At 66.6% G+C, this 25,105-nt stretch carries 26 protein-coding genes; 8 read left to right on the top strand and 18 right to left on the bottom strand.

Going from position 1 to position 25,105, the window contains the following annotated elements; translation table 11 throughout:
• Positions 1 to 52: 52 nt before the first annotated feature.
• Positions 53 to 916 (bottom strand): RNase H family protein, encoded by an 864-nt coding sequence (locus tag CVA01_RS00675; RefSeq protein WP_141327836.1) that lies wholly within the window; start codon positions 914 to 916, stop codon positions 53 to 55.
• A complete protein-coding gene (locus CVA01_RS00670) occupies positions 894 to 3,440 on the bottom strand; it encodes an excinuclease ABC subunit UvrA (protein WP_141327834.1) in 2,547 nt (848 codons plus the stop codon). Before CVA01_RS00670 ends, CVA01_RS00675 begins: the two co-directional genes overlap by 23 nt.
• Positions 3,441 to 3,530: 90 nt before the next feature.
• Between CVA01_RS00670 and CVA01_RS00665 the strand changes: the two genes are divergently transcribed.
• Positions 3,531 to 3,932, top strand: a complete 402-nt coding sequence (locus tag CVA01_RS00665) for a hypothetical protein (protein ID WP_141327832.1) — start codon at positions 3,531 to 3,533, stop codon at positions 3,930 to 3,932.
• Between the two features lie 108 nt (positions 3,933 to 4,040).
• Here CVA01_RS00665 and CVA01_RS00660 read toward each other — a convergent pair whose 3' ends face one another.
• Together CVA01_RS00660 and glpX are read right to left on the bottom strand one after the other, a co-directional pair.
• Positions 4,041 to 5,438 carry a class II fumarate hydratase gene (locus CVA01_RS00660; RefSeq protein WP_141327830.1) on the bottom strand — a complete coding sequence of 466 codons (1,398 nt, stop codon included), beginning with the start codon at positions 5,436 to 5,438 and terminating at the stop codon, positions 4,041 to 4,043.
• A 128-nt stretch (positions 5,439 to 5,566) separates the two neighbouring features.
• Positions 5,567 to 6,586, bottom strand: coding sequence for a class II fructose-bisphosphatase (gene glpX / locus CVA01_RS00655; RefSeq protein WP_014010430.1), 1,020 nt, complete (start codon positions 6,584 to 6,586; stop codon positions 5,567 to 5,569).
• Positions 6,587 to 6,686: 100 nt separating this feature from the next.
• Here glpX and CVA01_RS00650 point away from each other — a divergent pair, with 100 nt between their 5' ends.
• On the top strand, positions 6,687 to 7,370 hold the full coding sequence (locus tag CVA01_RS00650) for a DUF4245 domain-containing protein (protein ID WP_244938068.1): 684 nt from the start codon (positions 6,687 to 6,689) through the stop codon (positions 7,368 to 7,370).
• Here CVA01_RS00650 and CVA01_RS00645 read toward each other — a convergent pair.
• From CVA01_RS00645 to CVA01_RS00620, 6 genes are read right to left on the bottom strand one after another with little or no spacing between them, the layout of a single operon-like run.
• The gene (locus tag CVA01_RS00645; RefSeq protein ID WP_141327828.1) at positions 7,301 to 7,543 is read right to left on the bottom strand and encodes an exodeoxyribonuclease VII small subunit; all 243 of its coding nucleotides are present in this window, start codon (positions 7,541 to 7,543) and stop codon (positions 7,301 to 7,303) included. The genes CVA01_RS00650 and CVA01_RS00645 overlap by 70 nt on opposite strands.
• A complete protein-coding gene (gene xseA, locus CVA01_RS00640; RefSeq protein WP_141327826.1) occupies positions 7,536 to 8,846 on the bottom strand; it encodes an exodeoxyribonuclease VII large subunit in 1,311 nt (436 codons plus the stop codon). Before xseA ends, CVA01_RS00645 begins: the two co-directional genes overlap by 8 nt.
• Positions 8,847 to 8,867: 21 nt before the next feature.
• Positions 8,868 to 9,665: a DUF6542 domain-containing protein gene (locus tag CVA01_RS00635; RefSeq protein ID WP_141327824.1), complete on the bottom strand. Its 798-nt coding sequence runs from the start codon at positions 9,663 to 9,665 to the stop codon at positions 8,868 to 8,870.
• Between the two features lie 27 nt (positions 9,666 to 9,692).
• A complete protein-coding gene (locus CVA01_RS00630; protein WP_141327822.1) occupies positions 9,693 to 11,213 on the bottom strand; it encodes an AI-2E family transporter in 1,521 nt (506 codons plus the stop codon).
• Positions 11,214 to 11,273: 60 nt separating this feature from the next.
• Positions 11,274 to 11,438 (bottom strand): methionine/alanine import NSS transporter subunit MetS, encoded by a 165-nt coding sequence (gene metS, locus CVA01_RS00625; RefSeq protein WP_014010424.1) that lies wholly within the window; start codon positions 11,436 to 11,438, stop codon positions 11,274 to 11,276.
• A complete protein-coding gene (locus CVA01_RS00620) occupies positions 11,435 to 13,084 on the bottom strand; it encodes a sodium-dependent transporter (RefSeq protein WP_141327820.1) in 1,650 nt (549 codons plus the stop codon). The genes metS and CVA01_RS00620 overlap by 4 nt, the downstream gene beginning before the upstream one ends.
• A gap of 120 nt (positions 13,085 to 13,204) precedes the next feature.
• Between CVA01_RS00620 and ychF the strand changes: the two genes are divergently transcribed.
• The 4 genes from ychF (at position 13,205) to CVA01_RS00600 (ending at position 16,706) form a co-directional block, all read left to right on the top strand.
• Positions 13,205 to 14,290, top strand: a complete 1,086-nt coding sequence (gene ychF / locus CVA01_RS00615; RefSeq protein WP_174775581.1) for a redox-regulated ATPase YchF — start codon at positions 13,205 to 13,207, stop codon at positions 14,288 to 14,290.
• Between the two features lie 162 nt (positions 14,291 to 14,452).
• The gene (locus CVA01_RS00610; RefSeq protein ID WP_141327816.1) at positions 14,453 to 16,090 is read left to right on the top strand and encodes an LTA synthase family protein; all 1,638 of its coding nucleotides are present in this window, start codon (positions 14,453 to 14,455) and stop codon (positions 16,088 to 16,090) included.
• A gap of 61 nt (positions 16,091 to 16,151) precedes the next feature.
• Complete coding sequence (locus tag CVA01_RS00605) at positions 16,152 to 16,355, top strand: hypothetical protein (protein WP_141327814.1); 204 nt, start codon at positions 16,152 to 16,154, stop codon at positions 16,353 to 16,355.
• Positions 16,356 to 16,379: 24 nt separating this feature from the next.
• Entirely contained in the window at positions 16,380 to 16,706 is a 327-nt protein-coding gene (locus CVA01_RS00600; RefSeq protein WP_280528045.1) for a YchJ family protein, read from the top strand.
• Here the strand turns inward: CVA01_RS00600 and CVA01_RS00595 are convergent.
• On the bottom strand, positions 16,699 to 17,286 hold the full coding sequence (locus tag CVA01_RS00595; protein ID WP_141327811.1) for a 1-acyl-sn-glycerol-3-phosphate acyltransferase: 588 nt from the start codon (positions 17,284 to 17,286) through the stop codon (positions 16,699 to 16,701). The two genes, CVA01_RS00600 and CVA01_RS00595, sit on opposite strands and share 8 nt — an antisense overlap.
• Before the next feature lie 48 nt (positions 17,287 to 17,334).
• Complete coding sequence (locus CVA01_RS00590) at positions 17,335 to 18,051, bottom strand: DsbA family oxidoreductase (RefSeq protein ID WP_141327809.1); 717 nt, start codon at positions 18,049 to 18,051, stop codon at positions 17,335 to 17,337.
• A 112-nt stretch (positions 18,052 to 18,163) separates the two neighbouring features.
• Between CVA01_RS00590 and CVA01_RS00585 the strand changes: the two genes are divergently transcribed.
• The gene (locus tag CVA01_RS00585; protein ID WP_141327807.1) at positions 18,164 to 18,931 is read left to right on the top strand and encodes an endonuclease/exonuclease/phosphatase family protein; all 768 of its coding nucleotides are present in this window, start codon (positions 18,164 to 18,166) and stop codon (positions 18,929 to 18,931) included.
• On the opposite strand, the gene CVA01_RS00580 is transcribed toward CVA01_RS00585, so the two are convergent.
• The 5 genes from CVA01_RS00580 to CVA01_RS00560 are packed head-to-tail and all read right to left on the bottom strand — an operon-like array spanning position 18,918 to position 22,914.
• Entirely contained in the window at positions 18,918 to 19,877 is a 960-nt protein-coding gene (locus tag CVA01_RS00580) for a DUF808 domain-containing protein (protein WP_141327805.1), read from the bottom strand. The genes CVA01_RS00585 and CVA01_RS00580 overlap by 14 nt on opposite strands.
• A 51-nt stretch (positions 19,878 to 19,928) precedes the next feature.
• Complete coding sequence (locus tag CVA01_RS00575; protein WP_014010400.1) at positions 19,929 to 20,816, bottom strand: patatin-like phospholipase family protein; 888 nt, start codon at positions 20,814 to 20,816, stop codon at positions 19,929 to 19,931.
• Between the two features lie 22 nt (positions 20,817 to 20,838).
• On the bottom strand, positions 20,839 to 21,546 hold the full coding sequence (locus tag CVA01_RS00570; protein ID WP_014010399.1) for an NAD(P)H-binding protein: 708 nt from the start codon (positions 21,544 to 21,546) through the stop codon (positions 20,839 to 20,841).
• 28 nt (positions 21,547 to 21,574) lie between these two features.
• Positions 21,575 to 22,264, bottom strand: a complete 690-nt coding sequence (locus tag CVA01_RS00565) for a DUF4232 domain-containing protein (RefSeq protein WP_141327803.1) — start codon at positions 22,262 to 22,264, stop codon at positions 21,575 to 21,577.
• A gap of 23 nt (positions 22,265 to 22,287) precedes the next feature.
• The gene (locus CVA01_RS00560; RefSeq protein ID WP_141327801.1) at positions 22,288 to 22,914 is read right to left on the bottom strand and encodes a DUF4232 domain-containing protein; all 627 of its coding nucleotides are present in this window, start codon (positions 22,912 to 22,914) and stop codon (positions 22,288 to 22,290) included.
• Positions 22,915 to 23,070: 156 nt separating this feature from the next.
• Here CVA01_RS00560 and CVA01_RS00555 point away from each other — a divergent pair, with 156 nt between their 5' ends.
• Complete coding sequence (locus CVA01_RS00555) at positions 23,071 to 24,240, top strand: acyl-CoA dehydrogenase family protein (protein WP_041630087.1); 1,170 nt, start codon at positions 23,071 to 23,073, stop codon at positions 24,238 to 24,240.
• A gap of 259 nt (positions 24,241 to 24,499) precedes the next feature.
• Here the strand turns inward: CVA01_RS00555 and CVA01_RS00550 are convergent, their stop codons facing one another.
• The gene (locus CVA01_RS00550; RefSeq protein ID WP_141327799.1) at positions 24,500 to 25,096 is read right to left on the bottom strand and encodes a ribonuclease FAU-1 family protein; all 597 of its coding nucleotides are present in this window, start codon (positions 25,094 to 25,096) and stop codon (positions 24,500 to 24,502) included.
• Positions 25,097 to 25,105 lie beyond the last annotated feature (9 nt).

Genomic DNA, 25,105 nt, shown 5'->3' with positions numbered 1-25,105 from the left:
GGAAAGGGTTGTCCTCTTGCGGTGACTTCCGTTAACTGATATCGGACCCCGGTCAGCGTTCGGTGGGAGTTGCCTGGTGGTGGCGCAGTGTCCACTGTTCACCCTCCCGGACCCAGAGGGAACTCCGGGCGACGGTACCGGCGACCCCGGAGGTCGTGTAGGTGAGGAGGAACACATCAGGTGCGATCTGTGAAGAGGTGATGTCGGCAGCACAGACCTCGTCGACGGCATCGAAGCCGACCAGCGGAGACAGGGCGTCGAGGACGTCGTCGCGGGAGTACCGCTGACCGGTGGCGCTGATTTCCGTCATCCCTTCGTGCAGCAGTCGGGACGCGAGCTCCCGGTCGCCGCGGACCGCATCGGAGAGCAGGGCGAGCTCGCGGTCGACCACGGCGTCCGCGGTGGAGGCGACCCCGGTGGCGGCAGCCGGCGCAGGTGAGGATGTACCGTCGAAGCCCGGGCCCTCCTGCGGGGCCTGCTTCTTCTGGAAGGCGGTGGCCGCGGCATTCGCGCGCTGGTCGGCGGCCTCGTTCATCGGGTGACCGGCGTGGCCTTTCACCCACTCGAACCGGACGCGGCGTCCCTGCATCGCGGCGTCGATGGCCTTCATCAGGTCGACATTGAGTACCGGCTTGCCGTCGCGCTTCTTCCAGCCCTTCTTCTTCCAGCCCGGCATCCACTTCGTCACGGAGTTGATGACGTACTGGGAGTCGCACAGGACGAGGAGGTCCTCGTCCGTGCGCCCGGCGTCCGCGGTGGACTCCAGCAGGTCGAGGACCGCCTTGAGTTCGCCCATGTTGTTGGTGCCGTGCGGCCAGCCGCCGGCACGCCAGGTGTCGTCGTCGATGTACCAGGCCCACCCGGCGGGGCCGGGGTTGCCGAGAGCGGATCCGTCAGCGGCTGCGGTGATTGTCATGCGGTTCACCGTACAGGTGCGCCCGCAGGTAACTTCCGGTGGCTGAACACACGCCGGTGTTCTCTCCGGCGACCTGTTCCGGAGTGCCGGTGGCGACGATCCGCCCACCGTCCGCACCACCGCCGGGGCCCATGTCCACCACGAAGTCCGCATTGGCGATCATGTCGAGGTCGTGCTCGATGACCAGCACGGTCGCACCGCGGTCGCACAGTCGCTGCAGCACCTCCAGCAGTGTGCGGACATCGAGGGGGTGCAGACCGACACTCGGCTCATCGAGGACGAAGACGGCGTCCGACTGCTCGCGGTGGAGCTCGTTGACCAGTTTGAGCCGTTGGGCCTCACCACCGGACAGCGCAGGCGTGGCTTCGCCGAGGGTGAGGTAGCCCAGTCCCAGTTCGGCGAAGGCAGTGAGCCGACGCTGCACCTTCCTCAGTCCCGGCACCGCCTCGAGTGCCTCGTCGACGGTCATGGCGAGCAACTCCGGCAGGCTGACGCCCCCCCGGCGGTACCGGTCGGCGGCGGGGGAGTATCTGGTGCCACGACAGTCCGGGCAGGGGACGTCGATGTCCGGCAGGAACTGGACATCCAGCGAGATCTGCCCGGTCCCCTCGCAGCGAGGGCACGCCAGGGACGTCTCCCGCGACCCGGTGTTGTAGGAGAAGTCGGAGGCGGTGAGCCCGTCCGTCGCAGCCTCCGGCAGACGGGCGAAGGCGGCACGCAGATCGTCCATCACCCCAGAGTAGGTCGCCACAGTGGAGCGCACGTTGATGCCGATCGGCGTCGCGTCGACCACGTGCACGGTGGTCCCCGCGGGGGCGTCGATACCGGTGACGTGGGGGACATGGTCACCCAGCAGTGCAGGAACCAGGGACTCGAGTACGAGGGTTGTCTTGCCGGAGCCGGACATGCCGGTGACGGCGGTGAGCCGTCCGAGCGGGAACTTCACGGTGAGCGGGTGGACGGTGTGCACCGCAGAGGTCTCCAACCGGATCCGTCCGTGGTCGAAGACTTCCGCCGACGTGGCCCGGTCACGGACCAGGACCTCCTCCTCGCCGGTGAGGAAGCCGGCGAGCCGGGAGGTGCTGGACGCCCGGAGGTCGGCCACAGTTCCCGTGGCCACGACCGTGCCACCGTTGCTGCCGGAGGCCGGGCCGATCTCCACCAGATGGTCCGCCCGGCGCAGCACCCGGACATCGTGGTCGACGAAGACCACGGAATTCCCGTCGTCGAGCAGGTCGGACATGATGCCGAGCAATCCGTCGACATTCGCCGGGTGCAGGCCGATGGACGGCTCATCCAGGACATAGAGGACGCCGGTGGTGCGGTTACGTACCGCCCGTGCCAGCTGCACCCGTTGCCGCTCCCCGGTGGACAGGGTCGACCCCGACCGGTCGAGTGAGAGATAGCCCAGTCCCAGACCGGTGAGCCGTCGGGCCATGGACTGCAGGGTGTCCACCAGACGCCGGGCCATCGGGTGCATCTCAGCGGGCAGGGCGTCCTCCACCCCGTCCGCCCAGTCCAGGACGTCGTGCAGGGGGAGTGCGGTGACCTCGGCGAGGTTCCGGGTACCGGAGGCGGTGGTGATCTCCGGGGCGCGGGCGGCATCGGACAGACGCGTCCCGCCGCAGTCCGGACATACACCGGTGGACAGGAACCGTTCCACCTTCGCCAGCCGTTTCCCGGACTCGTCCGCTCCGGCCCGCTCCAGTTCCCTGAGCACGGTCAGCCGCGCATTGCGGAAGGTGAAGTCCAGGTCGTGGACGCCTTTCACCGAGGTCACCGTGATGTGCTTCTTCTCCTCCGGCCCGTCGAACACGATCTCTTTCTCATCGTCGGTCAGTTGCGACCAGGGGACATCGGTACGCACGCCGAACTCCCGGGCGATGTCCGGCTGCACATTGAAGCCGAACATGTTCCACGGCACCACCGCGCCGTCATCCAGGGACTTCGCGGGGTCCGGCACCAGTGTGGCGTCATCCACGGTCCGCACGGCACCGGTGCCACCGCAGCGTCGGCATGCGCCCCCGGAGTTGAAGGCGAGGGCCTCCGCGCCGGGGGCGTGGACCTCGGCGTCACACTCCGGGCAGTACAGGGGACTCTCGGCGGCGACGGCGAGCGACGGCGGGACGCGGTGTCCGTTCAGGCAGACATGGGAGGCGAGCCGGGAGAACATCAGCCGGATGACATTGAGCAGTTCGGTGGAGGTGCCGAAGGTCGAGCGCACACCGGGCACGCCAGGCCGCTGCCGGAGTGCGAGGGCGGCAGGGACATGCTCGACGGCGTCCACGTCCGCCCGGGTGGACTGCGCCATCCGGCGGCGGGTGTAGGTCGACAGGGCCTCGATGTAGCGGCGGGAGCCTTCCGCGTAGAGGACGCCGAGCGCGAGCGAGGACTTCCCGGATCCGGACACCCCGGCGATGCCGACCAGCCGGTGCAGCGGAATGTCGACGTCGATGCCGCGGAGATTGTTCACCCGCGCCCCGCGGACGCTGATGTGGTCGGGGAGGGAGTTCATCCACCCCATCGTAGGCCTCGCTCGTGTATTGTCGGGGAAAATAACTTTGACGGTGAACTCTTGAGGGGAACACCATGACCGATCAGTGGGGGGCAGTCGATGTCGCACAGGCAGGGGCCGGGGTACTTCGCGACGGGGCCGTATCCGCAGGGGACCTGTGCGCCGGGAGCTCCTGCCACTCCCCGGGCCGACGGCATGATTGTCGCTGCACGTGTGGTGTCGCTACTGCTCTGCCTGCCGGCATTGCTGGTGACCGTTTTCACGGCACTGACCATCTTCGCTTTCGCGGCCTGGGACCGGGAGGAGTTCGGTGGCAGTGGCATATGGGGGCTCCTGGGCCTGATTCCGCTCGTCGTACAGGTGATGGCCGTGATCTGTGCCGTGATCTCCTGTGTGAGGAAGGACAGGAAGACTGTGCTGCTTCTCGCCGGGGCATCTGCGGCACTGACTCTCTCCATCCTCCTGCTCGTGGTCGTGGGCCGCGTCCTGGTGGCTGCCTGAGGACGTGGAGCGGGACGGGACACAGAAAAGCGCATGGCCGGCAGGAGTGTTCCTGCCGGCCATGCGCCGGGTGGACCCCGCCCCTACGGGGCGGAGGTCAGTCAGTGACTAGTCGCGGTCGGTGTTGGCCATGGCCAGCACATCGAGGCGCTTGTCCAGCTCTTCCTCGGACAGCTTCTCCGGGACGAAGCCCAAGTCGATGACGGTCTGACGGATGGTCTTGCCCTCCTTCAGCGCGGTCTTCGCGACCTTCGCGGCGGCCTCGTAGCCGATTGCGGAGTTCAGCGGGGTGACGATGGAGGGGGAGGACTCGGCCAGGGTCTTCATGCGGTCGATGGCCGGCTCGATGCCGTCGACGAGACGCTCGGCGAAGACGCGGGAGGTGTTCGCCAGCAGCTTCGCGGACTCGAGGACGTTGCGGGCCATCATCGGGATGAAGACGTTGAGCTCGAAGTGGCCGGAGGCACCACCGAAGGCGATGGCGGCGTCGTTGCCGATGACCTGTGCGGCGACCTGGGTGGCGGTTTCACACAGGACCGGGTTGACCTTGCCCGGCATGATGGAGGAACCCGGCTGCAGATCCGGCAGGTGGATCTCGGCCAGGCCGGTCAGCGGGCCGGAACCCATGAGACGGATGTCGTTGGCGATCTTGTTCAGCGAGACGGCGATGGTGCGCATCGCGCCGGAGAACTCGACCAGGGCATCACGGGCGGCCTGGGCCTCGAAGTGGTTCTCGGCCTCCTTGAGCTGCTCGACACCGGTGAGCTTCTTGAGCTCCTCGGTGACCTTGGCGCCGAAGTCGGCGGTGGTGTTCAGGCCGGTACCGGTGGCGGTGCCGCCGATGGCCAGCTCACCGAGGCGCGGCAGGGTCGCCTCGACGCGCTCGATGCCCAGCTCGATCTGACGGGCGTAGCCGCCGAACTCCTGGCCCAGGGTGACCGGCACGGCATCCATGAGGTGGGTACGGCCGGACTTGACGATGGCCTTCCACTCGGAGGACTTGGCGGCCAGCGAGTCACGCAGCTGGGACAGGGCCGGGATGAGGTCGGTGACGGCGGCCTCGGTGGCGGCGACGTGGGTGGCGGTGGGGAAGGTGTCGTTGGAGGACTGCCCCATGTTCACGTCGTCGTTCGGGTGGATCTCCACGCCGTCCTGCTTCGCCAGCGAGGCGATGACCTCGTTGGTGTTCATGTTCGAGGAGGTGCCGGACCCGGTCTGGAAGACGTCGATCGGGAACTCGTCGTTGTAAGTGCCCTCGGCGATGGCCTTACCGGCGGCGATGATGGCGTCCGCCTTGGTGGCGTCCAGTGCGCCGGAGTCCTTGTTGACCTGGGCGCAGGCGGCCTTCAGCAGCCCCATCGCACGGATCTGGGTGGCCTCCAGCGGACGACCGGAGATCGGGAAGTTCTCCACGGCACGCTGGGTCTGGGCACGCCACAGGGCGTCGACGGGGACCTTGACCTCGCCCATCGTGTCGTGCTCGATGCGGTATTCCTGCTCGCTCATGTGTCCTGCCATGTCCTTTACTTGGTGATGTGACGGGGACCATTGTGACCCACGCCGGTGACGGGCGCACCAGGCACCCCCGATTCCGGGGGTGAGGTCACCCTTTTTTCAGAAACTCCGTCAGGGAACTAGGCGTAGTCCTGGACCGAGTAGTCCTGCAGCTTCTGGAGCTGGTGGACGGCCTCGATGCGGCGGACCGTGCCGGAGCGGGACCGCATGACCAGGGAGGTGGTGGTTGCACCGGACTTGCGGTAGGTCACGCCGTGCAGCAGATCACCGTTGGTGACGCCGGTGGCGACGAAGTAGCAGTTGTCCGACTTCACCAGGTCGTTGGTGGTGAGGACGGTGTCCAGCTCGAGGCCGGCGTCGAGGGCCTTCTGGCGCTCGGCGTCGTCCTTGGGGGCGAGGATGCCCTGGATCTCGCCGCCCATGCACTTCATGGCGCAGGCGGTGATGATGCCCTCCGGGGTTCCACCGGTGCCCATCATCAGGTCGACGGAGCTGGTGGACATGGCGGCGTGGACGGCACCGGCGACATCGCCGTCGCCGATCAGTCGGACCTTGGCGCCGGCAGCCCGGATCTCGGCGATGAGCTGGTCGTGGCGCGGACGGTCGAGGACCATGACGGTGACGTCGGTCGGATCGACGCCCTTGGCCTTGGCGACGGCCTTCACGTTGTAGTCGGTCGGGGCGGTGATGTCGATGACTCCTGCGGCCTCAGGGCCGGTGGCGATCTTCTTCATGTAGAAGACGGCGGAGGGGTCGTACATCGAACCGCGCTCGGCGGCGGCGAGCACGGAGATGGCGTTCGGGCGACCCTGAGACATCAGGGTGGTGCCGTCCACCGGGTCGACGGCGATGTCCACGTTGGCGCCCTCACCGGTGCCGACGTGCTCGCCGTTGAACAGCATCGGGGCTTCGTCCTTCTCGCCCTCACCGATGACGACCACGCCGTTCATCTGGACGGTGTTGATCATGGAACGCATAGCGTCCACGGCGGCACCGTCACCCTCGTTCTTCATGCCGCGTCCGACCCACTTGCCGGACGCGAGTGCGGCGGCCTCGGTCACGCGGACCAGCTCCATCGCGAGGTTGCGGTCAGGTGCCTTCATGGGGATGTCGGCGGGGACAGTGGGCTGAGCCGTCATGGCTACCAACTTTCATTCGATGTGCTTCGACAACTCATCCCATTGTTCCACGTCGCCGCCAATTCCGGGCGAGGGGGTGCCGCGTGACATAATCGACGCCGTGAAGATCGAGAAACCACGCATGTTCACCAACACCCGCGACCTCATCATCTCGCTGGGCGTTCTGCTGGTGGTGATGTTCTTTTCCGTCGGTTTCACCGGTATGTGCAGTTTCAACCCCGGCTCGGCGGACAAGTCCGGTCCCGTGCAGGAGGTGGACATCGACACCATCCTGAAGACCGACGCCCGCGGGCTCGGTATCCCGGTGCGTCTGCCGGCCTTCCCGGACAACTGGGAGGCCAACTCCGGACGCCGCACCATGGTCGACAATGAGCCGTCGTCGAAGGCCGGATGGGTCATCGACGGGGAGGCCTTCCTCGCACTCACCCAGACCGTCGCGGAGCTCAAGGACGCCGTCAACGACGAAGACGGCGAGTACCGCGAGGAGACCGACACCTTCGTGGTGCCGGCATCGAAGTCCTCCACCGGTGAGGACGTCACCTGGCAGATCTGGTCGGGGGACGACGTGAAGCAGATCTGGGCGGTCGATCTCGGAGATGTCCGCCTGCTCATCTCGGGAACCGCAACCCAGGCGCAGTACCGGACGATGGCCGAGGCGGTGACGAAGGCGGAGCCGCTGGAGACGGGGGCGGCGTCCTCCACCCCGGGGGGTGCCTACTCCGACGGAGTGACGGCGCGCTTCGCCAGCGCGTCCTCCACCCGCTGGGACGCCCCGTCGAGGTAGCGCTCGCAGTAGGCGGCCAGGGTTTCGCCGCGCTCCCAGTAGTGCAGGGACTCGTCGAGACTCATCTGGCCGAGTTCGAGGATCTTGACGACCTCGATGAGTTCGTCGCGGGCGGCCTCGTAGCTGAGCTCCTCGAGGGGGCGGAAGGTCTGCTGGTCGTTCTGGTCACTCATCGGTGGACTCCTCGGTCTCTGTATCGGTCTCTGTATCCGGTGCTGTCTGTGTGTTCGTCGGGGACTTCTGTACCCCCATGGCTGCCGCGGTCACGGACCCGTCTAGGACGCGGATCCGCAGCTGCGACCCCGGTTCCACGTCGTCGACAGTGGTGACGACCTGGGGTGGGGTGTGGTCTCTGGGGACGACCTGCACCACCGCGTAGCCGCGTCTGAGGGTCTGCGAGGGGCCCAGTGCGTTGACCCGGGCCCGCAGGGACTCGACCTGGTGCCGGGCGGTCCGCACGAGGACGCCGAGGGCGCGGTCGTTGCGGGAGCGGGCGTCCTCCACGACCTCCCGTGCCCGGGTGATCGGCAGCATAGGGTCGGCCAGAACCGGCCGGGAGCGGACCGAGGCCAACCCCCGCTGCTCATTGGCGACCCAGGAGCGCAGTGCGCCGGCGGCGCGTCCCCGCAGCTCTGCGATGAGGGAGAGCTCGGCGGCGACATCGGGGACGACCCGCTTGGCGGCGTCCGTCGGCGTGGCGGCACGCAGGTCGGCGACGTTGTCGAGGACCGGGTTGTCCGGCTCATGGCCGATCGCGGAGACCACCGGGGTCGTCATGGAACTGACCGCGCGCGCCAGCGCCTCCTCGGAGAAGGGGAGGAGGTCCTCGACGGAGCCGCCCCCGCGGGCGACGATGATGACGTCCACCCGAGGATCGGCCTCGAGGGTGCGGAGGGCATCGAGGATCGCCGGGACCGCCTGGGAACCCTGGACCGGTGTGTTGATCGTCTCGAACCTCACCGCCGGCCAGCGGTCGCGGGACACGGAGAGGACGTCATGCTCGGCCGCGGATTCACGCCCGGTGATCAGACCGATGCGGTTCGGCAGGAAGGGGAGAGGGCGCTTGAGCCTGGGGTCGAACAGGCCCTCGGCGGCGAGTGCGCGTTTGAGTTCCTCGATCCTGGCCAGCATCTCGCCGACACCCACCGGGCGGATCTGTGAGACCCAGAGGGAGAACTCGCCGCGAACGGCGTAGAAGGCGGGCTTGCCGTAGACGACGACGCGGTCGCCGTTCTTCACCGGCACGGGAAGATTACGCAGTGTCTGTGTGGAGCAGGTCAGCTTTATCGACTGTTCCTGGGAGACGTCACGCAGGGTGATGTACGAGAGCTTCCACGACGGCTTCATGTTGAGCTGCGTGATCTGCCCCTCCACCCAGAGATGACCGAGCCGCTCGATCCAGCCCTTGACCTTCTCGTTGACGGTGTGGACGTGCCACGGGGAGTCCGCTGTGGTGGGACCCGGGGATTCTGACATGCCTCTGATTGTAGAGATCTGTCAGATATCGAGGGGGGCGTCGTCCCCGCGGTGACGGGCGGTATGTGAGGATTCCTCACGGGCGCGACGGCGCTCGCTGGCCGCACGCAGTTCTTCGGCGGTGCGGGTCCGGATCTCCGGCTGCTCAGGGGAACTGGTGGACGTAGAGGACGCAGTAGCCGGGGAGTCCCCGGTCCGGGTGTGGCGCGGCGGGCGTGTGACAGTCCGGGCCCGCTGGGCCGACGGGGCACGCTCGGAGGTGTCCTCACGTTCCCGGTCACGGTCCCGGTACCGGTCACGGTCTGCGGTGCGCTCGAGGTCACGCACCCGTGACGTCACCCGGCGGTTGTCCTCGTCAGCGGTCGCGCTGCGCCGACGCCGCTGGCGGGCCAGCCGCAGGGCACGCTCGCGGGCGGCGGCATCCAGGCGCTGGCGGACCAGGGCGATGAGCAGACTGACGACGAAGGAGACGAGCAGCCAGAGGTAGTTCTCCACCGCGGGGAAGACCGCGGTGAGCAGTGCGGTCTTACGGTTACCGTCGGAGAAGGACGCCCGGTCGGCGAAGTAGCCGATCACGGTGATGCCGCCGAACCAGGCGAAGGGGACGGTGACGACCGTGAGGAAGAGTCCCCGCAGTTCGACCAGTGCGGTACACACGATCGAGGACAGGAAGAACAACACCAGATAGACGGTGCTGACTTCCCCGAGGACCACCCCGGTGAACGCGACCGCCACTGCGACGAGCAGCGGTGCCCACGGGGGGATGAAGCCCCACCGGTTCAGGGGCACGTCTTCCGGAGCTTGGGGGTCATTGGTCACGGGCAGTCATGCTACAGGACATGTCCGTCACTTCGCCGTGTCGTCAGGTGTGTCAGTGGAGTCAGTCACGGTCACCCTCCGGCGGGTGAGACGCCACTCCCGCCAGCGACGGGCGGCATCCTCGTTGCGTTCGGCCCCCTTGGCCCCGTCCTCCGTCGCGAAGTTGATCTCCTCGGCCCTCTTCTCTCCGGTGGACAGGTCCGTGAGGTCTCCGATGTAGCGCAGGATCTCCGCGATCATGGCGGCGACCGGGACGGCGAGGAAAGCGCCGATGATGCCCCACAGGCCGCCACCGACGGTCACAGAGAGCAGGACGACCACCGGGTGCAGATTCATGGCGCGGGACTGCAGTACCGGGGAGAGGACATTGCCCTCGAGCTGCTGGACGGCGATGACGATGAGCAGGACGATGAGCGCGGTGGTGAAGTCATTGCCGACGAGAGCGACCAGGACAGACAGCGCACCGGCCGTGAAGGCACCGACGATGGGGATGAAGCCGGCGAAGAAGGTGATGATCGCCAGTGGCCCGGCCAGCGGGACTCCGAGGATGAACAGGCCCAGTCCGATGAAGAAGGCGTCGATGAAACTGACGATGGCCTGGGTGCGGATGAAGCCGCCGAGCGTGTTCCAGCAGCGGGTGAGAGCTTCGGTGATGTGCCAGCCGACGCGACGGCCGGTGACCCGACGGACCATCGGGAGGAACTTCTCGCCGTCCTTGAGGAAGAAGAAGGTGAGGACCAGGACGACAACCAGCGTGACGATGGCCGAGGTCACGGCGGAAACGCCGGCGACGGCGGTCTGGGTGATCTGGTCGGTGCTGTCCTGGAGCCGGTTGGTGGCCTGGTCGATGGCGTTGTCGATCTGGTCGCTCTGCAGCTCCAGAGGCGGGCCAGCGACCCAGTCCTGAATCTTCTGGACACCCTCGGTGCCCTTGTCCACGAGCTCACCGGCTTGGTCGACCACACTCGGGACGATCGCGGCGATGATGCCCGCGAAGACGCCGAAGAAGACCAGTAGCGAGGTCAGGACGGCGAGAGGGTTGGGAAAGTGCCACTTCCGCAGCCGCCGGGACAGCGGCCACAGCACCGTACAGACGATGATCGAGAGGATGATCGGCAGGATGCCCGCCCACAGTTTCGCCGAGCCGATCCAGAGGATGTAACCGGCGGCGGCGATGACGAGAAAGCGGAGACACCAGCCGGCGAACCAGCGCATCGAAGTACCGATGACCTCGGCCCGGTCGCGGATCTCCTCCTGGTGGTCGGGGATGCCGTTGTCGTCGGCGTCCCCACCGGTCACCTCGGTGACGTCGGGGAGGAGGCGGGGGTCCTTCACCCCGTCGGTGTCCGCGGGCTGCTCAAGCAGTTTGTCCTGTTCCCCGGGCAGCGGAACCGCGGACTCGGCGGGCAGAGGTCCGGAACCCATGAGGAAGTCCGCGAAGTCGCGTCCTTCCGTCATGTCGCGGGGGTCGCGACGGTCCGGGGATTCGGAGGACTCGTTGCCGCCGGTGGACGGGGTGCCGTTCTGTTCACTGCTCACCCGCCCCATTGTGCCCTACCGGGGGAGCAGTGTCAGTGACTGCGCTGCAGGAAGACGGGTCAGTGCCCGTCAGTGACCGTGGATGACGAGTTCGGCGTCCGTGGTGCCCGGGAGAGTCCCGAGATCGCCGGCCTCCTCGTCGACCTTGCCGCGCAGGGCGAGTGCGGAGAGGACGAGACCACCCCAGATGACGACGATGAACAGGACCAGCATGGCGATGGCTGCGGCACTCATGACCGGTCACCTTCCTTCCCGGAGGTGGTGGCCGCTGCGGTGGCAACGGCAGTGGCGAAGCGGTTCGGGGCCTTGGCATCCCGCGTGCCGACCGGGACTCCGAAGTCGGAGCCGGGGACGCCGTCGAGAACGCGGACGTTCTTGTATTTCACGAAGACCATGGCGACACCGGCGATCGCGATGATGATGAGGACCATCCAGCCGAGTCCGAAGACCTGGCCGGAAGTGTAGTCCTCGTAGCCGTCCTTGATGAGGTTGATGACCTCTTTGACGAGGGTGTAGATCAGCACCAGCGGGGTGATGACGAAGGCGCAGACCTTCCAGATCGGGCCGACGCGGAAGCTGGAGACCGCGTTGAGGTGACGTTCGATCTCGGTGGAACGGCGCAGGACGTACGCGAGGACCACCGTCGCGATGATCGCGCAGACCACGATGCCGAGGTTGTTGGTGAACTTGTCGACGATGTCGACGCTCATCAGGCCGGCGGAGCTGGAGAAGATCAGGCAGGAGATGACGGCCATCGGAACGCCGACCAGTACGGCGACGCGGCGACGGTCAACGCCGATCTTGTCGGCGACGGCGGAGATGACGACCTCGATGATGGAGATGAGCGAGGTCAGGCCAGCGATGAACAGGCTGCCGAAGAACAGGACGCCGAACAGGCCGCCGGCCGGCATCTCGTTGATGATCGCCGGGAAGGCCATGAAGGACAGGCCGATACCGGAGGACGCGACCTCGTCGACCGGGACATTCTGCTGCACGGCCATGAAGCCGAGGGCGGAGAAGACGCCGATGCCGGCGAGGACTTCGAAGGAGGAGTTCGCGAAGGCGGTGACGAGGCCGGTCGCGGTGAGGTTGGACCGCGGCTTGAGGTAGGAGGCGTAGGTGATCATGATGCCGAAGCCGATGGACAGCGAGAAGAAGATCTGGCCGTAGGCCGCGATCCACACACTCGAGTCGGTCAGTGCCGACCAGTCCGGGGAGAACAGGGCGTCGAGACCGGTGCCGGCACCGTCGAGGAAGAGGGCACGGATGACCATGATGACGAACAGGACGACCAGGATCGGGATGAAGATCATTCCGGCCCGGCCGATACCGGCCGAGACGTCGAGAGCGAGCACAGCGATGGTGATGATCCAGACGACGACCATGGCGATGAGGATCGGCCAGACGAAGTTACCGGAGAAGATCCCGCCGTCACTGAGCTTGTCGGACTCGAGGAAGTCGTTGGCGAAGTACTCGTCGGGCTTGTCGCCCCAGCCCTTGTTGATGGACTTGAAGATGTACAGGCCGGCCCAGGCGAGGATCACGGCGTAGTACAGACCGATGAAGGCGGCGACACCGGTCTGGAACCAGCCGATGATCTCGGCCTTGGGGTGCAGACGGCGGAAGACCATAGGGGCGGATCCGCGGAATCGGTGGCCCAGGGCGAAGAACAGCCACAGCAGCGGGATACCCGCGGTGAGCAGGGCGAACAGGTAGGGAATGAGGAAGGCGCCGCCGCCGGACTCGTAGGCCACGTAGGGGAAACGCCAGATGTTGCCGAGTCCCACTGCGGACCCGATGGCGGCGAAGATGAAGAGCATCCGCGAGTTGAATGTGTCGCGGGTGACCTTCACCTCCGCGCCGTCGCTGGTATCGGACATGATGGAAGTCCTTCTTGTCGGTGAACGTCAGAATTGCTGGACCAACAGTAGCCCCACAGTGAACTGGCAGGAAAGGGGGAGGGGTCAGCAGGTGGGGTGGTACCGGTTAGGATGGTTCCCGTGTCTCTTACTCTCGGAATCGTCGGACTGCCCAACGTCGGCAAGTCCACCCTGTTCAATGCTCTGACCCGCAACGACGTGCTCGCCGCGAACTACCCCTTCGCGACCATCGAGCCGAACGAGGGGATGGTGGAGCTTCCGGACCCGCGACTGACGCGGCTGTCCGAGATCTACGGTTCCGAGCGGATCCTCCCGGCGACGGTGACCTTCGTCGACATCGCCGGCATCGTGAAGGGTGCCTCGGAGGGCGAGGGTATGGGCAACGCCTTCCTCGCCAACATCCGTGACGCCGACGCGGTCTGTGAGGTCGTCCGTGTGTTCTCCGACGACAACGTCATCCACGTCGACGGTCGCGTCGACCCGGAGGCGGACATCGCGGTTATCGAGACCGAGCTGATCCTCGCCGACCTGCAGACCATCGAGAAGGCCCTCCCGCGGCTGCAGAAGGAAGGACGCAAGGACAAGGAGAAGGCGGAGGAGGCCGTCGCCGCCGAGGCCGCGCAGAAGATCCTCGAGGACGGTCGGACGCTGTCGTCCGCTGCGAAGAAGGGGGAGATCGACCTCGCCCCGATCCGCGACCTCCACCTCATGTCCGCCAAGCCTTTCCTCTACGTCTTCAACTCCGATGAAGGCGTGCTGACCGACGAGGCGAAGAAGCAGGAGCTGCGCGACCTGGTCGGCCCGGCCGACGCCGTCTTCCTGGATGCCGCGACCGAGTCCGAGCTGCTGGAGCTCGACGATGACGAGGCCGCCGAGCTGCTGGCCTCCGTCGGCCAGGATGAGCCGGGTCTGGCGACACTGGCGAAGGCAGGTTTCAACACCCTGGGTCTGCAGACCTACCTCACCGCCGGCCCGAAGGAGTCCCGCGCCTGGACCATCCCGCAGGGCGCGACCGCCCCGCAGGCCGCCGGCGTGATCCACACCGACTTCGAGCGTGGCTTCATCAAGGCCGAGATCGTCGGCTTCGACGACCTTGACGAGTACGGCTCCGTCGCCGAGGCCCGCACCCACGGCAAGGTCCGCCAGGAAGGAAAGGACTACGTCATGCAGGACGGCGACGTCGTGGAGTTCAAGTTCAACGTGTGATCTCCGATACTCCGGGCAGTGTCCGACCTGACCTGCCGAGCCCCGCTACGACCCGCCGTACCCCGCGATGTTCGCGCTTCCAGGGTGAACTGTGGTTGAATCCTTAGCCATGTTCAGATGAAGTGCGCAGCGGTGCACGGTGACTAAGCGGAAGGTGCTCTAGTGAGTGGTCGGGTCAGAGATACAGCGCAGAGGGTCTGGTCCATCACCGACCGAGTCCTCCTCTACATCCTGATCTGGGCGGGCTTCACGTTGCTGGCCGCGGCCATCAGCATCCGTTTCTACTGGGGGCCCATCACGGTCGACCAGATGATGCTGAATCTCGTCTCCGTCCAGGGGGAGGGCGGAGGTGGCACGATGGTATTGATCTGCATCCTCGGCATCGGCGTCCTTCCTGTACTGCTCACGGCCGGTATCGCATACTGGCGATTCCGGATAAGGCGGAAGCGGCGGGCCTCCGCCGTCACTGTGGACGCCGCCGTCGTCGACTCCGGGACTTCCGATGGTCCGACCCCTCCCGCCGAGGATGAGACCGAGCCCCTCCGCCGCTCGTGGGCGAAGGTCTGGTTCGCCCGGACAGTCTCCCTGGTCATGGTGGCGGCCCTTGTGACCACCGGAACCGTCATGTTCGGCAATTCCGTCCACTTCGTGGACTACGTGCGGTCGGTGAACTCCGCGTACGCCGTCGACGACTACTACGAGACGCCTGTCGTCGCCTCTGCCGAGAAGAAACGCAATCTGGTGATGATCTACCTCGAGTCCGGGGAGGAGACCTTGTCGGACACCACCCTGTTCGACAAGGACCCCTTCGTCCCGCTCAAGGAAGCCACCCCGGCGGAGGACGGTTGGCAACAGGTCGAGGGTCTCCGCCAGTACGAGGGCGGTGGATGGACCATGGCGGGTATCTCCGGTACCCAGTGCGGTGTCCCGCTCAAGGGCAGCGGCCTTCTCACCGGGAAGTCCGGGCTGAACTCTCTGGGCGGAGAGCTGGACAGCTACCTCGGTGGACTTACCTGCGTCGGAGACATTCTGTCGGAACAGGGGTACCGGAACGTCTTCATGGGCGGGGCCGAGGAGTCCTTCGCGGCCAAGGACCGGTACTTCCTGAGTCACGGCTATGACGAGTTCTACGGCCTGAACCACTGGAAGGAGCTCGGCGAGCCGGCGGACCAGATCCGTAGCGACTGGGGCCTCAGCGACAAGCGGCTCATGGAGCGGGCGAAGGACCAGGTCGACACCCTGCATGCTGAATCCGAGCGGACCGGGGACCCCTTCAACCTCACCATGTTGACCGTGGACACCCACGAGCCGGCACACCTCTACGACTACTGCCCCCAGGACACGGAGAGTGAGGTCACCTCCATGTTCAACTGCTCGATGACCCAGGTCGCGGGCTTCATCGACCACCTGGAGGCCCAGGGGTACCTGGACGATACCGCCGTGGTGATCATGGGGGACCATCTCAAGCACATGGGGGCCAGCAACGCCTTCCACGAGCAGCTCGACGACAACCCGAACCGCACCATCTTCAACCGTTTCTGGATCCCCGGCGACGACCGTCGGACGTCGACGATGCAGGGCGGCGTGGACCAGTTGAATATGATGCCGACCATTCTGGAGGCGGCCGGAATCGAGTTGGCCGACCGTCAGGGAGGACTGGGCGTCTCCGCATTCACAGTGGACATTCCCCGGGAATCTGCGCAGCGACTTGAACCGGACGCCTACAACGAGTTGCTGAATTCCCGGTCGACCGACTTCTACAATGACGCCTGGGACGGGCAGGAACTCAAGAAGAAATAGGCGGGACCGCCGGGCGGTTATGCTGAGTCAGTACCGCACGCCGATGATCGGAGGGTCGACAATGGGCAGGAACTACGAGCCCTTCGACTATGTGATCACCAAGTCCGGGGATGTGCGGATATTCCGGGGAGGACGTGAGGTGGTCACCGTGCGTGGGCGGGCTGCCTCGGCGTTGGGCGCCAGACTCGGACGAGGGGAGGAGTCCGATCAGGCGGCTCTCCAACGGGTCACCGGCAACTACAAGCGTGGCAATGAACGTCGCTAACCGGCGCTGACTAGATTGGGGACCGTGAACTCGACTCCTGACGAACCCACCACCGCTGAAGATCTCATGAGCTCGCGCTTCCGTGCCTTCAGGGACGCGGACGCTGACTGGCTGCTCCATACCTGGCACCCGTCCACCCGACCGGAGTCGCTCGACCTGAGTGACAATCCGACCTGGCGCGGTCTCCAGATCGTCGACACCGTCGCCGGCGGGCCGGAGGACATCACCGGCATCGTCGAGTTCCGGGCGACCTACCGCGAACCCGGCGGGGGAGTCGGTGTGCAGGAGGAGCGTTCGCGCTTCGTCAGGGAGGACGGCCGCTGGTTCTACGTCGACGGAGTCGTCAGCTGAGCCCGGCGTCCTCGTCCCGTAGCCGCGGTTCGACCCTGTTCTCCGGGATGTACCCGGCCTTGTCTGTGTAGAAGTCACGGATGGCCCCCATGTCTGCCGCAACAGCGCCGGTGAGGTCGATCGTGGGGCCCAGTCCGGTGGTCATCGTCGTGCGGTCGACATAGCCGAGCGTCACCGGAAGTCCGGTCTCCCGGGCGATCCGGTAGAACCCGGATTTCCAGTGGGTGTGCCCGCTGCGGGTGCCGTCCGGGGTGACCACGAGACCGAAGGTCTCACCGGAGCGGAGACGGTCGACGAGATCATCGACCAGTCCGTCCGGGTGGGCCCGGTCGACGGGGATGCCACCGAGGGCCCGCATCACAGCGCCCTTCCAACCTTTCCAGCCCGTGAAGAGGCTGTCCTTCCCCAGCCAGTGGACGTTCATGTCGAGTCGCCAGGCGATACCGAGCATGAGGATGAAATCCCAGTTCGAGGTGTGCGGGGCGCCGATGAGGACTGTGGGTCGGTTCGGGGCAGGCAGGGTGTCCAACGTCCAGGGGCTGAACTTCCAGAACACACGGGCGACGAGGCGACGGATCATTTCCCCCACAGTAGGTGAATGTCCGTCATCGCCGGTGACAAGGTCTGGTCAGCAGCCCTTCGGCCCGCAGGCCTCGGCGTTCTGCGCCCCGTCGACAGAGAGGAAGGACGGCGTCCCGGGGTGGGACGCCGCCCACGCCTGTTCCAGGGCCCGTGTGAAGACCTCGGTCGGCTGTGCACCGGGCACCGCCCACCGCATGTCCAGCACGAAGGTCGGAACGGAGTTCAGCCCGAGGGACGCAGCCTTCCGCACATCCTCTTCGACCGCCGCGATGCGTGACCCGTAGGTGAGCTCCGACAGGACCTCCGAGGTGTCCAGACCCGCCTCGGTGGCCAGGCGGACGAGGGTGTCGGCGTCACCGATATCTTCACCGTGCTCGAAATGTGCGGCGAACAGTGACTCCTCCAGATGCTCCACCGCGGCGGTGTCCCCGGACTCCCTCGCCAGCTGGATGACCTGGTGGGCCCGTAGGGAGTTCGCGACGACGAGGCTGTCGAAGTCGTAGGTCAGGCCTTCACCGGCACCCTGCTCGGCGACATGGCCGACCATCGCACGGACCTGCTCCACCGGCATTCCCTTGGTCTCGGCGAGATACTGCGCTTCACTGCGGTCGTCATGGTCGGGGAGTGACGGGTCGAGCTGGTAGGAATGCCAGGTCACCGTCACCTCGTCACGGTGGGGGAAGGCGGCAAGCGCACGCTCGAACCGGCGTTTGCCGATCCAGCACCAGGGGCAGGCGACGTCGGACCAGATATCGATGTTCACTCCCGGTGCAACCCGCCGCGGGGCCCTGACATTCCCTGACATTCCCTGACATTCCCCGACATTCCCGGTTCATTCACTCACCGAAGGTTTTCAGCGACTACGGTGGATGGGGATGAAGCTGATCAGCTACAACCTCCACCACAACAACGCGGCCACCGAGCTGGCACCTTTGGCGGCCCTCCATGATCCGGATGCGCTGTGCCTGCAGGAGGCGGACACCGAGACTCTTCCCACCAGGATCGGTGACCTGGAACTGGTCCAGTCCACCTCGGGAAGCCGCCTCGGTCTGGCGGTCTACCTGCGGACCAGTCGCTTCGACCCCCGGTCGTTGCTCACTGTCCCGCTGGAGAAGTCACTGCACGACCTGGTGATGAAGCCCGGCGAGGAGCGGCTCGCCACAGTGCGAGCCCATGACGTCGTCCACGGCGGTGAGGTGCTCATCTCCTCCTTCCACGCGGCCCCGTTGACCGCCAGTAATTCGCTGCGACGCCAGCAGATCCGCACGGCCTTCTCCGCACTGCACGACCTCGGCCCCGGCCTGCCGTCGATGATGGTCGGTGACTTCAACTACCCGGTCTTCCAGGCCGGTCTGGCCAGACATGTCGGCTCCTACGGCTACGACCTCTCCAGCAGCGACACCTTCACCTACCGCAGCTACGGTGTGCTGCGGGGACGCTACGACCTGGCCATGTCCCGCGGCTACATCGACCCCACGGTCACCTCGCTGCCTCAGGACGGTTCCGACCACCTGCCGATCCTCGTGGAGACCGCACTTGAACCGGTGCAGGAGGCCGCACCGGGCGAATTGGAGACCGTCCCCAAGACCCTCGTCGTGCCGACCGGTCGGCGCTACCGTCAGCGGCGCGTCAAGCTGATCTGATCCGGCGGACTGCCCGGGCCACCAGACCGACCACGACCAGGACCACGGAACCGACCAGGAAGCCGACGACGGCCGAGCAACCGGTCTCCACCAGCCACTGCACCGCACCGCCGGCGGAGGCGACCGTATCCTCCAGGTGGTGGACGATATCGTGCGGCAGATGCCAGCCGAGTTCATCGGTGCCGGTGACGAGGATGTGTCCACCCACCCACAGCATCGCCGCGGTGCCGACCACCGACAGGGTGGCGAGGATCTTCGGCATACCCGCGACCATCCCCCGGCCGGCATTCTGGATCAGCCCGGTGCGTCCGGCATCCCCGGAGGCCAGACGCAGCCCGACGTCGTCCATCTTCACCAGCAGCCCCACCACGCCGTAGACACAGACGGTGATGACGAGGGCCGCGACGACGAGGATCGCGGCGCGTTCGAGGAACGGCTTGTCCGTCACCTCGTTGAGTGAGATGACCATGATCTCCGCCGAGAGGATGAGGTCGGTCATCACCGCCCCCTTGACCAGTGAGGCCTCGTCATCAGGCCCCTTGTCCACCGCAGCGGCATCGCGGCCACCGTGCCGGTGGCCGCCCCGTCGGGCGGCGACGGCGTGCCAGATCTTCTCCGCGCCCTCGAAGGAGAGGTAGGTACCGCCGACCATGAGGATCGGGGTGAGTGCCCACGGGGCCAGCCAACTCAGCAGCAGAGCGATGGGAAGGATGATGATGATCTTGTTGACCAGGGAGCCCTTGGTGATCTTCCAGACGATCGGGAGTTCCCGGGCCGGCGTCGCCCCCTGGACGAAGCCGGGGGCGACCGCTGCGTCATCGACGACGACTGCCGCGGCCTTCGAGGAGGTGGACGCCGCGGTACTGGCGACATCTCGGGTGGCGACGGCGGCCTTTTTCGCGATGAGGGCGACGTCGTCGAGGAGGGCGAACAGGCCACCGGCCATGGAATGTCCTTACGGGGGTAGGGGCGGGAAACTAGCTCAGTCTAGCGCCGGTCAGGCGCCGAGGAACTCCATGATCCTGTTCCACTGCCGGTCGGTCTGCACCAGGCCGTCGTAGTAGGAGGCTTTGAGCTTGTCGAGGTTGCGCTCGGTGTTCGAGATCCGCATCTCATCGGGGAAGAACAGCAGGGCACGGCCCTGCTTCTCCAGCTCGAGGAGTCGCTGCTTCGTCGCGTTGTAGAGGGCGGGGCGGGCCAGTACGGCCTCGGCGACCGCCGGGTACTTACCGAGCATGCGCCGGATGACCGCCGGGTACTTCACCTCGGGGCGCACGTAGTCGCGCGGGCGGGTGCACAGCACGAGGAACTTCCCGAAACCGTCGGCTTCCGCGGCGTCCACCGGAATGCCACCGGAACCGCTGAGCGCACCGTCGACATAGGGCACGCCGTCGACCTCGGGGGTGTTCATGATCACCGGCAGCGTCGAGGACGCCCGCACCCGCTTGAGCAGGGACTCCAGATCGGTGATGTCCTCGCGGCCCCAGCGCACAGATTCCCCGGTGAGGGCGTTGGTCGCTTCGATCCGGAAGGGCGTCGGGTCATTGAGGAAGGCGTCGAAATCGTAGGGCAGGTCGTTGCCGGGCAGGCCCGAGGTCTCGTAGATGTACTTCGCGTCGAAGTAGCCGTCACCGCGGATGAAGGAACCGATACCGCCGGACGCCGGGGACGCGGTGAACTCCACGAAGCTCTCCCGCGTGCGCTCGGCGTCATGGCCGAGGAAGTTCATGGTGTGTGACGCCCCGGCGGACACACCGCCGATCCAGCCGAAACTCACTCCCCTGACCATGAACTCGTGGACCGTCGCAGCGGTGAAACTGTTGCGGGCACCGCCGCCCTCGCAGACGAGGGCGACATCAGAGGCAGTGAAGGGGAGTTCGGTCATGGCGCCGATGGTAGTCCGTGTCTCATTCGAAGCCGGAGCCACGGGACTCCAGCGCATTCGACAGGTTCAGGTCCAGGTCCTGCAGCACGTCCGCCGGGGCGTCGTCGCCCTTGTTGAACCGCAGGGTGTGACCGGCGCTGCGCGGGCAGGCCACCGCCGCGGCGATCGCGGAGGCGACGGCCTGACGGGGTACAGAGGTCGCCTCGGTGCGTCCGCGGTCCTCCGGGATCAGGGCGATACCGTCGCTGTCCCCGTCGGTCAGCGAGCTGGGGCCCAGGATCGTCCAGTCCAGGGCAGAGTGGCGCAGATGGTCGTCCGCCCGAGCCTTGGCGTCCGCGTAGTAGTGGAAGGGATTGTCGGCGGGGATGCCGTGGTCGTCGTAGGACCCGGCCCAGGAGACCATGATGAAGCGCTCCGTGTCCGATTCCTCGGCGGCGTTCATGGTGCGGACAGCGGCATTCTCGTCGACGGCCCTGGTGCGCTCCGGGTCGCCGCCGCCGGCACCGGCGGACCAGACGACGGTGTCGAAGGGCTGGAGCATTCCGGCGAGGTCGTCGGTACTCATGGTCTCCACATCGGCAACGAGGCCGGCTGCTCCGGCATCCTCCACGTCGTCGATGTGCGCGCGGTTGCGGACCACGGCCGTGACCGAGTTCCCGTCGGCGACGAGCAGGGGGATGGTCAGCAGGGCAACGCGGCCGTGGCCGCCGATGATCACGATGTCGCTCATACGGCCCAGCCTAACGACTGTTCGCCGGTTATGCGGGGGAGAGCGCGCGGATCAGCAGAGTGGAGAGGTCGTCGTTGAGGCAGCCCCGCAGGTTCGGGGCGGCGAGATAGCTGGCGTCCAACTCGTCCGGGGGATAGATCCGCAGGCCGTCGGCGGTGGTGACCGTGCAGCGGTCGCCGTAGTTCTCGGGCTGGGTCACCTGTAGCTGGGCGACGGCGGACGCGCCCGGGGACAGGGGAACGGGGCCGCCGCCGGAACCACTGCCGTCGCGTTCGGCGGGGGCTCCGATCTGGGTCCCGTTGTCGTCCCCGACGAGGCTCACACCCGGGTAGCCGGACACGGTGCAGTCCCGGACGGAGATGTTCCGGAAGTCGAGGGTGAGGTACTGGCTTCCCGCTCCAGCGTCGCCACCGGCCAGGGTGACCTCAAGCTCGGAAGTGTGGCAGCGCGAGTCCGCGGCGTCGCCTCCGCCGGATCCGTCGCCGTCGGATCCTCCCGGCGCAGGTGCTGCGTCAGTGTCGGTGCCGGGGGCGGACGGTGCCGGGATCGGCGTCACCGTGTCCGTGACGGTCGCGCCGGATCCGGCGGATGCCGTGGTGCTCGGGGATTCATCGTCGTCGGAGCCGCAGGCGGTGAGTGCCAGCATGACTGTGCCGGTCAGGACCGCACCGGCAGCCCACCGGCGGTGGGTGCATGTGTTCGGTGCTGAAGTGGTCATACCCCGACGTTAGTCCTGGCGGGTCACCCCTGCAGGCGGGAGATCCGCAGCGTCACCGGTGCGTCATCGCCGGTGCAGCCGGTCAGGCCGTCGACGGTCACGGTGGTGGAATCCTTCTCGTCCGGCGGATAGATCTTCAGCGCGTCCGCCGGCGTGGCGGTGCACTGGTCGCCGTAGACGCCGGGGTTGCTGATCTTCAGGTCGGCGGACGCGGCGTCGCCGGGGGAGAGGGTGATGACCGGAGCTTCGCCCGGGGTGTCCTCACGGTCGGCGGCGGCACCGACCTGGGTGTCGCCGCCGGCGACGAGGCTGACGCCGGGGTAGCCGCTGATCGTGCAGTCACTGTCGGAGGAGTTGGTGAAGATCAGCTGGCGGTAGACGCTGCCCGCCGCGCCGTCGGGGTCACCGACGGAGACGTCCAGGTCTGAGGTGTGGCAGCGGTCGCCGTCGGACCCGGACGAACCGGAGGAACTGCCGTCCGGGGCATCACCGGCGAGTGCGGCCTCGGTCGGGGTGGTGGTGGCACCGTCGGCGGCGTTGTCACTGTCGCTGCTGTCGTTGCTGCAGGCACCGAGGACAACCACGGCGGCGAGGGCGACGGCGGTGACGGCACCGGTGCGGTGTGATGAAAGTGGTGTCCTGATACTCATGGGATCCACAGTAGTCGTGAATTCGGCAGAACGCCCTCCGCTTAAGAGGGGTCGTACTAGCATGTCCGGAGAACGGTGGTGCCGAAACGGCCGAGAAAGTTCGGTCACGGTAACTACCTGCACACCCACAAGGACTTCCAGGAAACAGGAGCATCCATGGCCTTCAACCCCGACTTCGACCTCTTCCAGCTGCCGGAGGAATACCGCGAGCTGCGCTCTGCCATCCGGCAGATCGCCGAGGAGCAGATCGCCCCCCACGCTGCGGAGGTCGACGCCGATGAGCGGTTCCCGGAGGAGGCCCTGAAGGCCCTCAACGAGTCCGGATTCAACGCCGTCCACGTTCCTGACGAGTTCGGTGGCCAGGGTGCTGACTCGCTCGCCGCCGTCATCGTCATCGAGGAGGTCGCCCGTGTCTGCGGTTCCTCCTCCCTCATCCCGGCCGTGAACAAGCTCGGCACCATGGGTCTGATCCTGGCGGGCTCCGACGAGCTCAAGGCGAAGGTCCTGCCGGACATCGCCGAGGGTGGGCTGGCGTCCTACGCCCTCACCGAGCGTGAGGCGGGGTCGGACGCCGGCGGCATGAAGACCAAGGCTGTCCGTGACGGCGACGAGTGGGTCCTCAACGGCTCCAAGTGCTTCATCACCAACGGCTCCCGTGCCACCTGGGTCACCGTCATGGCCGTCACCGATCCGGAGGCCGGCTCCCGCGGCATCTCCGCGTTCATGGTCCACAAGGATGACCCGGGATTCCGCGTCGGCGGCCTGGAGCACAAGCTCGGCATCAAGGGTTCCCCGACCGCGGAGCTGTACTTCGAGGACTGCCGTATCCCGGCCGACCGCATGATCGGCGAGGAGGGCACCGGCTTCAAGACCGCCCTGCAGACCCTCGACCACACCCGTCCGACCATCGGTGCCCAGGCGCTCGGTATCGCCCAGGGCGCTTTCGACGCCGCCGTGGAGTACGTCAAGGAGCGCAAGCAGTTCGGTAAGCCGATCGCTGCTTTCCAGAACACCCAGTTCACCCTGGCGGACATGAAGATGAAGATCGACGCCGCCCGGCTGATGATCTACACCGCCGCCTCCAACGCCGAGCGTGGTGTCGCCGAGGACGGTGGGAAGCTCGGCCTCATGGCCGCCGGCTCGAAGGCCTTCGCCTCCGACATCGCCATGGAGGTCACCCTCGACGCCATCCAGCTGCTCGGTGGCTACGGCTACACCCGTGACTTCCCGGTCGAGCGCATGATGCGCGACGCCAAGATCACCCAGATCTACGAGGGCACCAACCAGATCTGCCGTATGGTCATGGGGCGCCAGATCCTCACGTAGAGGTCAAGGGCGGGTTTCACTGTCCTCGTCGCCGCCGGCGGCACAACAGACCCGGGAGATCTGCCACCCCTCAGGTCAATTTTCTCGGCCTGGATCGACCTGAGGGGTGGCAGATTTCCGGGACGGGGGCGATCGCGGGTGCGTCATGAGAAGCGTCTCCGCGTCATGAGAAAACCGCCCGCGGTTCAACGGCACTTTGCGCGGGAGACTCATGACGCTGGGGCGAAACCCATGACGCCGACGTCAATGGTGGGGCAGGTCATCTCTCTGGCGGGGCCAGCCGGACGTCAGATACTCTCCTCGCCGGGGCGAGGGTCACCCTGTCCGGGTCTGCCCAGGACAACTCGATCCCGATGTTGCTCAGCCACCGTTCCACTGACCCCTCGGAAACCATTCCGGTGATGAGTTCCTGGGCGGACGACAGTGCGCGGTGGGTCGTCTCAGCGTCCAGGAGTCCGGCCGTCAATGCGTCTCCCAGCTCGTCGAGGTCGAGGAGCTCCCAGCGTCCTCCCGCGTAGGTGACGAGGTCGATGTAGAGGTCCGTGGTCCGCCACACGGTGTCGTCGGTAGATGCCGGTGGGTCGACGAGGGCGATGTCGACGTACAGCTCCTGGCCGGGGTAGGGACCGTGCCCGGTGCCGTTGCGGAAGTGGAAGCGGTTGACCCTCAGATCGAGTGCGGGCAGCAGCCAGCTCTCCAGGTATCCGAAGCGGGGATGGTCGGAGGGGCGTGCCATGTAGAGCGCGGCGGAGTCGCCGTCCCAGCGGTCCACCGGCCGGGTGAAGCCCTTCGGGTCGATGTTGACATTGGACGCTGTGTCGAAGGTCTCCACCTTCGGAGGGTGCGCACCGTTCATGACCGCGGT

The sequence above is a fragment of the Corynebacterium variabile genome (genome assembly GCF_006539825.1).
GTDB lineage: Bacteria > Actinomycetota > Actinomycetes > Mycobacteriales > Mycobacteriaceae > Corynebacterium > Corynebacterium variabile.
The sequence above is the reverse complement of the archived record's forward strand: the minus strand, read 5'-3'. Positions and strand labels throughout refer to the sequence as shown.

Coding starts and splice junctions, on each gene's coding strand:
- CVA01_RS00675 (WP_141327836.1), bottom strand. CDS start 916: ATGACAATCACCGCAGCCGCTGACGGATCCGCTCTCGGCAACCCCGGC.
- CVA01_RS00670 (WP_141327834.1), bottom strand. CDS start 3,440: ATGGGGTGGATGAACTCCCTCCCCGACCACATCAGCGTCCGCGGGGCG.
- CVA01_RS00665 (WP_141327832.1), top strand. CDS start 3,531: ATGTCGCACAGGCAGGGGCCGGGGTACTTCGCGACGGGGCCGTATCCG.
- CVA01_RS00660 (WP_141327830.1), bottom strand. CDS start 5,438: ATGAGCGAGCAGGAATACCGCATCGAGCACGACACGATGGGCGAGGTC.
- glpX (WP_014010430.1), bottom strand. CDS start 6,586: ATGACGGCTCAGCCCACTGTCCCCGCCGACATCCCCATGAAGGCACCT.
- CVA01_RS00645 (WP_141327828.1), bottom strand. CDS start 7,543: ATGAGTGACCAGAACGACCAGCAGACCTTCCGCCCCCTCGAGGAGCTC.
- xseA (WP_141327826.1), bottom strand. CDS start 8,846: ATGTCAGAATCCCCGGGTCCCACCACAGCGGACTCCCCGTGGCACGTC.
- CVA01_RS00630 (WP_141327822.1), bottom strand. CDS start 11,213: ATGGGGCGGGTGAGCAGTGAACAGAACGGCACCCCGTCCACCGGCGGC.
- metS (WP_014010424.1), bottom strand. CDS start 11,438: ATGAGTGCCGCAGCCATCGCCATGCTGGTCCTGTTCATCGTCGTCATC.
- CVA01_RS00620 (WP_141327820.1), bottom strand. CDS start 13,084: ATGTCCGATACCAGCGACGGCGCGGAGGTGAAGGTCACCCGCGACACA.
- CVA01_RS00605 (WP_141327814.1), top strand. CDS start 16,152: ATGGGCAGGAACTACGAGCCCTTCGACTATGTGATCACCAAGTCCGGG.
- CVA01_RS00595 (WP_141327811.1), bottom strand. CDS start 17,286: ATGATCCGTCGCCTCGTCGCCCGTGTGTTCTGGAAGTTCAGCCCCTGG.
- CVA01_RS00585 (WP_141327807.1), top strand. CDS start 18,164: ATGAAGCTGATCAGCTACAACCTCCACCACAACAACGCGGCCACCGAG.
- CVA01_RS00580 (WP_141327805.1), bottom strand. CDS start 19,877: ATGGCCGGTGGCCTGTTCGCCCTCCTCGACGACGTCGCCCTCATCGCG.
- CVA01_RS00575 (WP_014010400.1), bottom strand. CDS start 20,816: ATGACCGAACTCCCCTTCACTGCCTCTGATGTCGCCCTCGTCTGCGAG.
- CVA01_RS00570 (WP_014010399.1), bottom strand. CDS start 21,546: ATGAGCGACATCGTGATCATCGGCGGCCACGGCCGCGTTGCCCTGCTG.
- CVA01_RS00565 (WP_141327803.1), bottom strand. CDS start 22,264: ATGACCACTTCAGCACCGAACACATGCACCCACCGCCGGTGGGCTGCC.
- CVA01_RS00560 (WP_141327801.1), bottom strand. CDS start 22,914: ATGAGTATCAGGACACCACTTTCATCACACCGCACCGGTGCCGTCACC.
- CVA01_RS00555 (WP_041630087.1), top strand. CDS start 23,071: ATGGCCTTCAACCCCGACTTCGACCTCTTCCAGCTGCCGGAGGAATAC.
- CVA01_RS00550 (WP_141327799.1), bottom strand. CDS start 25,096: ATGAACGGTGCGCACCCTCCGAAGGTGGAGACCTTCGACACAGCGTCC.